Raw genomic sequence first — 13265 nt, 5'->3', positions numbered from 1 at the left:
TTTAAAACTATCCTTTTTCGATCAAAAAGTCCCGAGTCTGAACTCTTTTTTTCAGAAATCCAGATTCGGGACTTTATATTTTTATCTTTTATTTCAGCCGCTTATCATGGTCAAGGCATGCCTCTTTTAGTGGTGGAAAAGGCGGATTCCTGTAAATGCCATCACCATTCCATACTTATTACATGTATCGATAACTGCGTCATCACGTACAGATCCGCCCGGCTCTGCAATATATTTTACACCGCTCTTATATGCGCGCTCGATATTATCACTGAACGGGAAGAATGCATCGGATCCCAGTGTCACGCCGGTAAGACCATCCAGCCATGCTCTCTTCTCTTCTTTTGTGAACACTTCCGGCTTCTCTGTGAATGTCTTTTCCCATGCACCATCTGCAAGGACATCCATATATTCCTCACCAATGTAAACATCAATGGCATTATCTCTCTCCGCACGTGTGATCGTGTCTTTAAACGGAAGCTCCAGTACCTTCGGGCACTGACGGAGATACCAGTTATCTGCCTTCTGACCTGCAAGGCGTGTGCAATGTACACGGGACTGCTGTCCTGCACCAACGCCGATAGCCTGTCCATCCTTAACAAAGCATACGGAATTGGACTGTGTATATTTCAGGATGATCAGAGAAACCTTCATATCTCTCTTGGCTTCTTCCGTAAGCTCTTTATTCTCTGTTACAATATTGGAGATCAGCGCATCATCAATTGCCAGCTCCTGACGGCCCTGCTCAAAGGTGACTCCAAATACCTGTTTGTGCTCCAAAGGTTCCGGAACATAGTTTTCATCGATCTGGATCACATTGTAATTGCCTTTTTTCTTCTGCTTCAGAATTTCAAGAGCCTCCTCTGTATATCCTGGTGCGATCACACCATCAGAAACCTCTCTCTTGATCAGCATTGCGGTATCTTTGTCGCAGACATCAGAAAGAGAAATAAAATCACCAAATGATGACATACGATCTGCACCTCTTGCTCTTGCATACGCACATGCAAGCGGGGAAAAATTTTTCCAGTCCATATCATCTACCCAGTAGATCTTTGCCAGTGTCTCATTCAGCGGAAGTCCGATGGAAGCACCTGCCGGAGATACATGCTTAAATGAAGTTGCTGCCGGAAGTCCGGTTGCTTTCTTAAGGTCACGTACCAACTGCCAACCATTAAAGGCATCCAGGAAATTGATGTATCCTGGTCTTCCGGAGAGTACCTGGATCGGAAGCTCACTTCCATCTGCCATATAGATCTTTGATGGTTTCTGATTTGGGTTACATCCGTATTTTAACTGTAATTCTTTCATGAAAAAGCTCCTCCATTCTCTGTGATATCCCTATTTTCTTATTTATTCTTGTTTACGATCCTGGATTCATAATTTCCTGTCTCAATGTCAATAAAACGAACAAAGAGAGAAACTTTATTATCCTGGTTCAGGCTCTTCCAGAGGAGATCCGCAAACTCATCAATATCGTTTGGGATCTCTACCAGCTTCGGCTCTCCCTCGAAACTTGGAAGTGGATTTCCATCGCATTTATAAGTATGGATAAAACGTCCCTGTCCTGCCGCCGCATTCTCATAGGCGAATGTATAACGAAGACAGGAATCCGGATTTCCGTTATTGCTCTTTAAAATAGACATCGCATAATTGAATTTACCGTTTTCAACATGAAGAACGCCTGAAATACGAGGTGTATAGTTCGGCGCATCCGGCTCAAACTCTCTGCTGCGGAGAGACTGTTCAAAGGTGAGCTGTCTGTCCATTCCCTCATAGATCGTATCTGTCTGATCACCGTTTGTTACGATGGTCTTATTTCCAAGGACACGTACCGGTGCATAAATGATCAGGCTCGGGTCTGTAAGCTTGGACGGATCAAAAGCCTGTGTACGGATTCCTTCCCCATCCTCAACAAAAATACGGTTTCTGCTGTTCTCGCTTCTTCCCATAATAAAATATGCAGTAACTGCATGTTTCCCGTCAGCGGAACGTCCGATCACAATTCCTCTTCCCGGATAGGAATTTTCTTTCAGTTCTTTTTCAAGTGAAAATGTTGTCATTTTTCACAGTCCTCCTTGTCTAATGTAAGGCCCGGGGATTATCCCAGGATATGAACGGTAACAAAAAACCGCCTGGACACCCCTTATCAGGCTGCCCAGGCGGTCGGCTTCTCACTTCACTGCACTCCCTGTAGGTGATCCTACTTTCCGCCAGTCATGCAGCTTCTGCTGTTATACTACAATACTTCTTCTTAATTTTCAAGCCCCTATTTTCAGAAATTATTTTTCCAGACTTCTTGTTGCTCACAAAATAAACAATAACACTTTATTTCCCCTGTAATGCATAATCTGTCTGGATCTGTGCTGCAATGTCTGATTTCATCTGGATCCATGCATCGGGATTTTCCACGTAATACTTCGGACAGTCTTTACCTGTGACATCATAATGACGGATCACCTGATCCGAAGTCAGTCCAAAGCGTGTACAAAGCCACGCTGTCAGCTTTACCGCTGAATCATAGGTTGCTGTATTAAACTGCCCTGTTTCATCCGGATGGCAGCATTCAATGGATATGGTATCTACATTTCTGGAATTTGTGGCATAGGATATTTCCGAAGTGGGAATACATTGTACCACTTCTCCCTCCAACCCTATCACAAAATGACTGCTGACTTTGTTGTCCTGCGTTATCGCAAGATTTTCAAAATAATTCCGGTTGGATACGGCAGTAGATCCCGGATTGGCCGTATAATGAATGGCTATATAATTTACCTGTTCCATAGAAATCTGTGGTCTGGAATAGGAATTCGGTGTCAGAAGCTCCACATCAATAAAAGGTGCTCCTTCTGCCTGCCATTGTTCCGGTCCGCCATTTCCGCTGGCATTCCCGAATATTTCTTCCTGCCCGGACTGAGTTTCACTCTGTTCCATGCGCATCTCAAAAAATGCGTATCCTAACGCACACGCAGCAAAAGCAACGATCACAATGATACATATCAGCACAATCCTCTGCAGGATCTTGATCGGGTTCTTTTTTCTCAAAGACTTCTTTTTTCTTCTGGAAGACCCGGAGGAAGTTTTCTTTACGGAAACAGGCCGCCCGCTATGGGACGGCCTGGGTGACTTTTTACCGGTCTTACCTTTTTTTCCTTTATTATTCATCTACACTGTAGTTTGGAGCCTCTTTTGTGATGTGGATGTCATGTGGATGTGACTCTTTAAGAGATGCAGCTGAAATCTTGATGAATCTGCCTGTTGTCTTAAGCTTCTCAATATTTTCTGCTCCACAGTAACCCATACCGGATCTTAAACCACCGATCAGCTGGAATACGGTATCCTCAACATGTCCTTTATACGCAACACGACCCTCAACACCCTCCGGCACAAGCTTCTTTGCATTCTCCTGGAAATAACGATCCTTGCTGCCATTCTCCATAGCTGCGATAGATCCCATTCCACGATATACTTTATATTTTCTTCCCTGATAAAGTTCGAATGTTCCCGGGCTCTCATCGCATCCTGCGAACATGCTTCCCATCATGCAGACATTGGCACCTGCTGCGATGGCCTTGGTGATATCTCCGGAATATTTGATACCGCCGTCTGCAATGATCGGGATTCCGTAGCTGTTAGCCACTTCATAACAATCCATAACTGCAGTAACCTGCGGAACACCAATACCTGCAACAACACGTGTTGTACAGATAGATCCCGGTCCGATACCAACTTTGACTGCATCTACTCCAGCCTCGATCAGAGCCTTGGTAGCTTCGCCTGTTGCAACATTACCTGCGATTACCTGAAGCTCCGGATATGTTGCCTTGATCTCGCGGACTGCTTTTAAAATGTTTTCTGAATGACCATGTGCAGAATCAATTACGATCACATCTACATTAGCCTTCACAAGCGCATCAACACGCGCAAGCACATTTGCTGTGATGCCAACCGCAGCACCACAGAGAAGTCTTCCCTGTGCATCCTTGGCTGCAAGCGGATACTTGATCTGTTTCTCGATATCCTTGATGGTAATGAGTCCTTTTAAATTAAAGTCATCATCTACAATGGGTAATTTCTCCTTACGGGATTTCGCAAGGATCTTCTTGGCATCCTCAAGTGTGATTCCTTCCTTAGCTGTGATCAGTCCTTCTGAAGTCATGCACTCCTTGATCTTTCTGCTGAAATCTGTCTCAAATTTAAGATCACGGTTTGTGATAATACCTACCAGTTTTCTGCCTTCTGTGATCGGAACACCGGAAATACGGTATTTCGCCATCAGATCATTGGCATCCTTCAGTGTATGCTCTGCTGAAAGATAAAATGGATCGGTGATAACACCGTTCTCAGAACGTTTAACTTTGTCAACCTCTTCTGCCTGTGCCTCAATGGACATATTCTTGTGAATGATACCGATACCACCCTGTCTGGCCATAGCAATTGCCATTCTGTGCTCTGTAACTGTGTCCATTCCCGCACTCATCATGGGGATATTCAGCTTTACTTTCTTGGTTAAATACGTTGAAACATCAACCTGATTCGGAATTACTTTAGAATAAGCCGGAACCAGCAGGACATCATCAAACGTAATACCTTCACCAATAATAGTACCCATTGCATTTCCTCCCTTTGTGTAAGATATTTTAAATTTGTGAACTAGTGTAACAAAAAACAAGATTCATGTCAATCCAAAAAAACTTTACTCGGTGCAGAATTTTTCATGGTATTGGCAAGTTCATCATCCAGTTCCAGGATCACCTTGCAGGTTTCTCCGCTGTCTCTTACGATCATGGCATAGCGCTTATGATCCTCAATACCTGAGGAAAAGTCTATGGTTTTCATCTTCTGATTTCCGTTGTAATAATCCATTCTGTGGGATTTCAGAGGTGCCACAAGATCAGCCTCCGCAAGCTGAAGTGATTTTACTCTTTTCCTCTTTGACTTGGACATGATCATATCAATATCCAGTTCCCCGTTAACAAACAGATATTCATATTCCAGGTCTGTTTTCGGAATTACAAAATAGCATGCAACACCAAGAGCGATAGCCGGAACCAGAAGAAGTGCATTCAGCACCAGACCTCCCAGAACCATGATCACGGTCAGTGCAATAAGACCGTATTTTATAGCAAGATCCTTCCCTGTCTGTTTCTTCTTTACCAGAAGTTCTGAATATAAGTCACTCATTTGCTTCTTCCTTTCGTAATTTACTGATTTCTTTTGATTATAACACAAAAAGAGAGCCGCGTCCATGACGCAGGCCCTCTCATTTTGTAAATTATTTACCTGCCTGCTTGAAATTACATCATTCCCATTCCCGGGTTTGGTGCCGGAGCAGGAGTATCCTCTTTGATCGTAGAAACTACAGCCTCTGTTGTAAGAAGTGTAGATGCAACACTTGTTGCGTTCTGAAGTGCACTTCTTGTAACCTTTGCAGGATCAAGGATTCCATTCTCAACCATGTTTACATATTTCTCATTCAGAGCATCAAAGCCTGTACCTACCTCAGACTCTCTTACCTTGTTGATGATAACAGCGCCTTCCAGTCCTGCGTTTGCAGCAATGTGGAACAACGGAGCCTCAAGGGCTTTCAGGATCACATAAGCACCTGTCTTCTCATCTCCCTCAAGTGTTGCTGCAAGCTTTGCAACCTCTTTGGAAGCATGGATATAAGCAGAGCCACCGCCTGCGATGATACCTTCCTCAACAGCTGCTCTTGTTGCTGCAAGAGCATCCTCAAGACGAAGCTTTGCTTCTTTCATCTCTGTCTCAGTAGCAGCACCTACACGGATAACAGCTACGCCGCCTGCCAGTTTTGCAAGTCTTTCCTGAAGTTTTTCTTTATCAAACTCGGATTTTGTCTCCTCGATCTGCGCACGGATCTGAGCAACACGTTTTGCGATGGCATCTTTATCGCCAAGGCCGTCAACGATAACTGTATTCTCTTTTGCAACCTTAACGGATTTTGCACGTCCGAGCTGCTCCATTTTAGCTTCCTTCAGATCAAGACCAAGCTCATCAGAGATCACCTGTCCGCCTGTCAGGATCGCAATATCCTGAAGCATCTCTTTTCTTCTGTCACCATAGCCAGGTGCTTTAACAGCTACTACCTGGAAGGTTCCTCTCAGTTTGTTAACGATCAGGGTTGTGAGAGCCTCACCCTCAACATCTTCTGCAATAATGAGAAGCTTTGCACCAGCCTGAACAACCTGCTCAAGAAGCGGAAGGATCTCCTGGATGTTGCTGATCTTCTTATCTGTGATCAGAATATACGGATCATCAAGAGTTGCCTCCATCTTCTCCATATCTGTAGACATGTATGCGGAAATATATCCACGGTCAAACTGCATACCTTCAACAAGGTCAAGCTCTGTATGCATGGTCTTGGACTCCTCAACAGTGATAACACCATCCTTGGAAACCTTCTCCATAGCGTCTGCAACCAGCTGTCCAACCTGCTCATCACTTGCAGAGATTGCGGCTACATTAGCGATCTGAGCTTTTCCGTTGATTGCCTGGCTCATCTTCTTGATTGCTTCTACTGCAACATCTGTTGCTTTTTTCATTCCTTTTCTGAGGATGATCGGGTTCGCTCCTGCTGCCAGGTTCTTCATTCCCTCATGTACCATTGCCTGTGCAAGTACGGTTGCTGTTGTAGTACCATCACCAGCTACATCGTTTGTCTTGGATGCAACCTCTTTGATGATCTGAGCACCCATATTCTCGAATCCGTCCTCAAGCTCGATCTCTTTTGCAATGGAAACACCATCGTTTGTGATAAGCGGAGCACCGAAAGATTTGTCAAGTACTACATTTCTTCCTTTCGGTCCAAGTGTTACTCTTACTGTATCTGCAAGTTTATTTACACCAGCTTCAAGTGCTGCTCTTGCTTCTGCGCCGTATTTGATCTCTTTTGCCATGATAAAATGACCTCCTATTTATATTGATATACGATAAGATATTTATATTATTTAATGATTGCCAGGATATCTTCCTGCTTTACAATAATATAATCCGTTCCATCCATCTTTACTTCTGTTCCTGCATATTTTGAATAGATAACAGTATTTCCGACTTCTACTTCCATTTTTACTTCTTTCCCGTTTACAACTCCGCCAGGTCCAACTGCAATAACCTCTGCCTGCTGTGGTTTCTCCTGTGCCTGTCCTGGAAGCACGATTCCGGATGCTGTTGTCTCTTCTGCTTCAACCTGTTTTAATACTACTCTGTCGCCTAAAGGTACTAACTTCATGATCTATGTTCCTCCTTTATAAGTTCTATCTTCGTCTGCTAGCACTCACTTTATACGAGTGCTAATCACTATGGCTATATTAGTGAATTTCACATATTTTCGCAACCCTTTTAAGATATGGTTTTTCTATATTATTCTGGTTTTATCTCTTTTATACTCTTGTTTTCTCTTGTTTTCTTAATTTCATTATTTATTTTAATTTTATGAAACAGACAAAAAAGAGACTCCCACGCTAGCGGGAAGTCTCTTTTGTCACGTTCTTTATCTTATATCAAGCATCTGACAGTGCTGATCACATTATGCCTTCTTGCTTCTCTGTGCTTTTATCTCCTCAAGCTCATCAAAGATCACTTCATTAAGAACTTTAATGTAAGTTCCCTTCATACCGGATGAACGGGATTCGATCACACCTGCACTCTCGAATTTACGCAGTGCATTTACGATCACGGATCTGGTGATACCTACACGGTCAGCGATCTTGCTGGCAACCAGGATACCCTCATCCCCATCCAGCTCATCAAAAATATGGATGATCGCCTCAAGTTCTGAGAAGGACAATGTACTGAATGCCGATTTAACGATCTGCTGTTTTCTGTCTTCTTCTGCGTTCTCGTCATGAACCGCACGCATCATTTCCAGGCCAACAACTGTTGTACCATACTCGCTGACGATAATATCCTCAATATCATAGGGATAATCATTGCGGTACATGAATAACGTTCCCAGTCTCTCACCTGCAATATCGATCGGATTCACGATTCCCTGATAATTTCCGGGTACATGCTCAAAGCCAAGTGTCTGGAGATTGACATTCTCCTTTGTGGAAAGAACACCAAGAAATCTCTCATTCAATAACGGGTCGATATGTCCGCCGATCTTGTCATCGATCAGCTCTGTGATCTCATCCACACCCGGGCAGATACTGACTCCCAGAACCTTACCTTTCTTACTGAGTACCAGGATATTGGAACTTAAGGTTTCCATGAGCACCTGGCAAATGTCGTTAAACACTACCTTGCTTGAGCTGCTGTTATGCAGAAGCTTATTGATTTTTCTAGTTTTATCTAGCAACTGAACGCTCATTTTTCCTCCTTTCACTTTCGTACCTTGAAAGAAATCGTTTTTCTAGTCTAATATTACACGTTATTCTGGAAATTTACAAGACATTTTTATATTTTTTTATTTTTAACGGGATTTTCTGAAAATTAATAGAAAAGCATTTATTCAATCAATCTTCATCTTTTGGTTTTTGTTCCACATATCCGCAGGTTTCCTGGCTGCAAACCAGCTTATTTCCCTTTTCGAGCATATAATTACCACATTTCGGACATTTCTTTGCAGAAGGTTTCTGCCAGGACATAAAATCACATTCCGGATTATTCTCACATCCGTAATATTTTCTGCCTTTTTTCGTTTTTTTCATGACAATTTCGCCGCCGCACTTCGGACATGCAACACCGATCTTCTCATAATATGGTTTTGTATTACGGCAGTCCGGAAATCCGGGGCATGCAAGAAATCTTCCATGAGGACCGTACTTGATCACCATGTTGCGGCCACAGTTGTCGCAGATCACATCCGTAACCTCATCCTGTATATCAACTTTCTCAAGCTCTTTCTCAGCCTCATCCACATCATGCTTCAGATCCGGATAGAAGTTACGTACAACCGTTTTCCACTGTACGGTACCTGCTTCCACGCAGTCCAAAAGCCCCTCCATAGTTGCTGTAAAGTTTACATCCACAATACTTGGAAAAGCCTGTTTCATAATATTATTAACAACCTCTCCAAGCTCTGTGACGTAAAGATTTTTCTGTTCCTTGGATACATAGCGTCTGCTGATGATCGTTGTGATGGTCGGCGCATACGTACTTGGACGTCCGATTCCAAGTTCTTCCATAGTCTTTACAAGTGAAGCCTCTGTGTAATGTGCCGGCGGCTGTGTAAAATGCTGCTCCGGCTTCAGTTCTTTCAGCTTCAGCTCCATACCCTTTTCCAGACTTTGACTTAAAACATTGCCCTTTTTGTCATCGCCCTCTTCTGTGTACACAGACATAAAGCCATCAAAGGCAACCTTGGATGCTGCAACCGTGAACACATACTCACCTGCTCCGATCTTGACAGACGTGGTCTCATAACGTGCCGGTGCCATTCTGCTCGCCGCAAAACGTCTCCAGATCAGCTGATATAAACGGAACTGATCCCTGGTCAGGGATTCCTTCACCAGAACTGGTGTCCTCGCAATATCTGTAGGACGGATCGCCTCATGAGCATCCTGTATCTTCTGTCCGTTTTTGATCGCCTTCTCTGTCTGAGAAACATAATCCAAACCATACTGCTCAGAAATATAAGTTCTTGCTGCTGCATCTGCTTCCTCTGAAATTCGAGTAGAATCCGTACGCAGATAGGAGATCAGACCTACCGTACCACTGCCTTTTACATCCACGCCTTCATATAACTGCTGTGCCAGGCGCATAGTCTTCTGCGTAGAAAAATTCAGTGTCTTGGCAGCTTCCTGCTGCAGAGTACTTGTGGTAAACGGAAGGGGAGCGTTTTTGATCCTCTCACCTTTTTTTACTTCTGTGATCTCATATTTACAGTCTTCCAGACTTTTCAGGATCTCATCCATTTCCTGACGGTTTCTGATCGGAAGTTTTTTATCTGTTCCATAGAACTTGGCTGTCAACGGTTTCTTCTCACCCTTTACCTGAAATTCACCCTCCAGGCTCCAGTATTCTTCAGGAATGAATGCATTGATCTCATCTTCTCTGTCACAGATGATACGCAGTGCCACAGACTGTACACGGCCTGCACTTAAGCCTCTTTTTACCTTGGCCCAGAGCAGCGGACTGATGGTATAACCTACCATACGATCCAGCATACGCCTGGCCTGCTGTGCATCTACCAGATTCATGTCCAGTTCCCTGGCCTGCTTGATGGACGCCTTAACTGCTGTTTTTGTTACTTCATTAAATGTGATTCTGTGCATCTTTGCAGTATCTGTCTTCAAAGCCTGCATCAGATGCCAGGAAATTGCTTCTCCCTCACGGTCAGGGTCAGTTGCAAGATAGATCTTATCTGCTTTTTTTGCTTCTTTACGAAGTTTTGCAAGAAGCTCACCCTTTCCCCGTATTGTAATATACTTCGGTTCAAAATCATTGTCCACGTCAATACCAAACTGGCTCTTGGGAAAATCCCTCACATGACCGTTGGACGCTTCTACTGTATAATTTGCCCCCAGAAATTTCTTTACTGTCTTCATTTTAGCAGGTGACTCTACTATCACCAGATTTTTGGCCATTTTACCTCTCCTAATCTCATTCTGCCTTCCTGTCCGGCTTAAAAACTCCTGCTAAATCTCCGGGCAAAAAAGCATTTATTCAAGTCTGATATAATACTGTCTCCCGGTTTCCTTCACAAGCCCCATCAAAATAAGCTGTCCCAGGATCCCGGCTGTTTTTCCCGGTGAAAAACCGGTTTTTCTGATAATATGATCCAGATTTTTTGGTCGTAAATCGAGACAACTATACACCAAATCCAAATCCGTTGCAAGTCCTAACTTGCTTTTTTCAGACAAATTTGTCTTTTTTTTCACAGATAATCCCCACTCATCCAGAAGTATTTCCGGAGAGTATGCAATTCCTGCTCCGTCGTAGATCAGCTTGTGACAGCCTCTGCTCAGCGCATCATTTACCGCTCCCGGAATGGCGTATACCATCTTCCCCTGTTCCAGTGCACAGGCAGCTGTGATCAGTGATCCGCTCTTTTCTTTTGCTTCCACCACAAGCACCAGATCTGCCAGTCCGCTGATGATCCGGTTCCTTGCCGGAAAATAATATGCCCTGCCTTTGGTACCTGGTTCATATTCGCTGATGATCCCTCCGTTTTTTTCGGGGATCCTCCGGTAAATACCTCTGCTGGATGAAGGATAACAGATGTCCACGCCATTTCCCAGCACGGCAAAGGTCGGGGTACCACCTTCCAGAGCACCCTTGTGGCCCTCAGCATCAATGCCGGCCGCCATACCGCTGATCACCTGTACCCCATGTTCGCTTAAGAATTTTCCGTAATTAAATGCCTGTATCCGTCCGTAAGGACTGCACAGCCTTGCTCCTACAATTGCAGCTGTAGGTTTGTCATCATCCGGAAATCTTCCAATATAATATAATTGTTTTGGCATACCAGGAAGTTCCTGAAGTCTTGCCGGATAAACACTACTGTCCTTCCGGGCACACCGGATCCTTGTTTGCTGTATTTCTTCCATATAAAATACCTTCCTTTTTTCTGTTTTATGACCAGTATTTCTTATCATATGCCCGGTACGTCAGAGCTTCGCAGATATGTTCTTCCTTTATCTTTTCGGAGGATTCCATATCCGCGATGGTCCTGGCCGTTTTCAGGATCTTATGATATGCTCTGGTACTGAATTGAAACTGCTCATATGCCTGCTCCAGAAGTTTGTCTGCCCCTCCCGTCATTACACAGTATTTTTCCAGTTTTCTTCCGTCAAGCTCCCCATTGAAGCAAAATTTTTCCTTTTTGTAACGTTCTCTCTGGATCTCCTGTACTGCTTCCACCCTCTTTCTTATTTGAGCAGAGGATTCCCCTGCAATTTTCTTTTTCATTTTTGAAAAACTCACTGCCGGAACTTCTGTGCAGATATCAATACGCTCCAGGAGAGGCTGGCTGATCTTTCCAAGATAATGCGTGATCTCCCCTGACGTACAACGACATCTGTTCATATCCGGGTAAAATCCGCAGGGACAGGGATTCATCGCTGCCGCCAGCATAAAACTGGCCGGAAAAACATAGGTTCCGGCAGCTCTGGACAGATGGATCTCCTTATCTTCCAGCGGCTGACGCAGGATCTCCAGGCTTTTTCTGGAAAATTCCGGCATCTCATCCAGAAAAAGAACACCTCTGTGTGCAAGAGTGATCTCCCCCGGCCCCGGTATCCTGCCGCCACCTGCCAAAGCCTGAGGGGAACTGGTATGATGCGGACTTCGAAAAGGCCTCTGCCGGATCAGCGGATCTTTTTCCGTGAGAAGTCCTGCCACACTGTATACCTTGGTGATCTCCAGGCTTTCCTCAAATGTCATCTCCGGCATAATGGTAGGCAGACGTCTTGCCAGCATGGTCTTTCCGGATCCTGGCGGTCCGATAAAAAGAATATTATGAAAACCGCTCACTGCGATCTCTGCCGCCCGCCTGGCTCCTTCCTGCCCGCAGATGTCCGCAAAATCAACATTTGGTTTTTCCGGTTTATTTTCTGTTTTTTCTTTTTCCTGATACGCAGCTGTATAAGTGTTTGGGTCTCTCAGACACCGGATCATGTCATTCAGACTTTTTACTCCAAACACCTGCATATCCTTCACCAGATTCCCCTCCCGGATATTTTCCTCCGGAATAACACAAAAGCGTAAGCCCAGCTCTCTTGCGCGGATCACCCGAGGCAAAACTCCGGCAACCCCATGGATCTCTCCATTCAGACTGATCTCTCCCACGATCATAACTCCTTCCAGAAGATCCGGTTCCAGAATTCCGGCAGCCGCAAGTACTGCAGCCGCCACAGGCAGATCAAAACCGGCTCCTTCCTTTTTCATATCGGCAGGTGCAAAATTTACAGTTACTTTTTTTGGCGGCAGACAAAGCCGGTTATTCTTAAATGCAGTCCGGACTCTTTCCTGGGCCTCTCTCACCTGGGCAGAGGGAAATCCTACCATAGCAAAAGAAGGCAGACCATCACTGACATCTGCCTCAACCTGGATCTCACGTACTTCCATTCCGTAGATCGCTGCTGATAAAACACTCGCAAACAAATACATTCCTTTCTGCGAAAAAACGGATCCCGATCTTCCATATTTTCGTCTTTTCAGGTCAGGCGGATATTCACAATCCGCATTCAGTTAAAAACAAGGGAATTTTCAGATAGACATTTTCTGAATTTTAGAAGATAATAAATTTAGTATAGTCCATTTTGCTCCCTTTTGCAAGGGTGCATTTCGTTCTGTTTTAT

General features: G+C 44.3%; 11 protein-coding genes and 1 riboswitch. All 11 genes read right to left on the bottom strand.

The features are described 5' to 3' along the window. Positions 1-126: 126 nt before the first annotated feature. The gene (locus ACTNDQ_RS09485) at positions 127-1311 is read right to left on the bottom strand and encodes a phosphoribosylaminoimidazolecarboxamide formyltransferase (protein ID WP_015524356.1); all 1185 of its coding nucleotides are present in this window, start codon (positions 1309-1311) and stop codon (positions 127-129) included. A 38-nt stretch (positions 1312-1349) separates the two neighbouring features. After that, entirely contained in the window at positions 1350-2063 is a 714-nt protein-coding gene (locus ACTNDQ_RS09480; RefSeq protein WP_118609036.1) for an IMP cyclohydrolase, read from the bottom strand. Positions 2064-2149: 86 nt separating this feature from the next. Further along, positions 2150-2231, bottom strand: a riboswitch (ZMP/ZTP riboswitch). A 97-nt stretch (positions 2232-2328) separates the two neighbouring features. Further along, positions 2329-3045 (bottom strand): peptidoglycan recognition protein family protein, encoded by a 717-nt coding sequence (locus ACTNDQ_RS09475; RefSeq protein WP_441064451.1) that lies wholly within the window; start codon positions 3043-3045, stop codon positions 2329-2331. A 112-nt stretch (positions 3046-3157) separates the two neighbouring features. Beyond that, complete coding sequence (guaB, locus tag ACTNDQ_RS09470) at positions 3158-4612, bottom strand: IMP dehydrogenase (RefSeq protein WP_015524354.1); 1455 nt, start codon at positions 4610-4612, stop codon at positions 3158-3160. A gap of 68 nt (positions 4613-4680) precedes the next feature. Further along, positions 4681-5184, bottom strand: a complete 504-nt coding sequence (locus ACTNDQ_RS09465; protein ID WP_015524353.1) for a DUF6106 family protein — start codon at positions 5182-5184, stop codon at positions 4681-4683. Between the two features lie 113 nt (positions 5185-5297). After that, positions 5298-6917, bottom strand: a complete 1620-nt coding sequence (gene groL / locus ACTNDQ_RS09460) for a chaperonin GroEL (protein WP_279201302.1) — start codon at positions 6915-6917, stop codon at positions 5298-5300. A 47-nt stretch (positions 6918-6964) separates the two neighbouring features. Beyond that, entirely contained in the window at positions 6965-7249 is a 285-nt protein-coding gene (groES, locus tag ACTNDQ_RS09455) for a co-chaperone GroES (protein ID WP_015524351.1), read from the bottom strand. A 297-nt stretch (positions 7250-7546) separates the two neighbouring features. Further along, positions 7547-8332: a GTP-sensing pleiotropic transcriptional regulator CodY gene (gene codY, locus ACTNDQ_RS09450; protein ID WP_441064450.1), complete on the bottom strand. Its 786-nt coding sequence runs from the start codon at positions 8330-8332 to the stop codon at positions 7547-7549. A 145-nt stretch (positions 8333-8477) separates the two neighbouring features. Further along, positions 8478-10550 carry a type I DNA topoisomerase gene (gene topA, locus ACTNDQ_RS09445; RefSeq protein WP_021651815.1) on the bottom strand — a complete coding sequence of 691 codons (2073 nt, stop codon included), beginning with the start codon at positions 10548-10550 and terminating at the stop codon, positions 8478-8480. Positions 10551-10625: 75 nt separating this feature from the next. Next, on the bottom strand, positions 10626-11513 hold the full coding sequence (gene dprA, locus ACTNDQ_RS09440) for a DNA-processing protein DprA (RefSeq protein WP_173746139.1): 888 nt from the start codon (positions 11511-11513) through the stop codon (positions 10626-10628). 25 nt (positions 11514-11538) lie between these two features. Further along, positions 11539-13074, bottom strand: a complete 1536-nt coding sequence (locus tag ACTNDQ_RS09435) for a YifB family Mg chelatase-like AAA ATPase (RefSeq protein WP_278796070.1) — start codon at positions 13072-13074, stop codon at positions 11539-11541. Positions 13075-13265 lie beyond the last annotated feature (191 nt).

This window comes from Blautia massiliensis (ex Liu et al. 2021) (assembly GCF_052064225.1).
Taxonomy (GTDB): domain Bacteria; phylum Bacillota; class Clostridia; order Lachnospirales; family Lachnospiraceae; genus Blautia_A; species Blautia_A fusiformis.
Note: the sequence above shows the minus strand (reverse complement) of the source record. Positions and strands in the feature narration are given on the sequence as shown.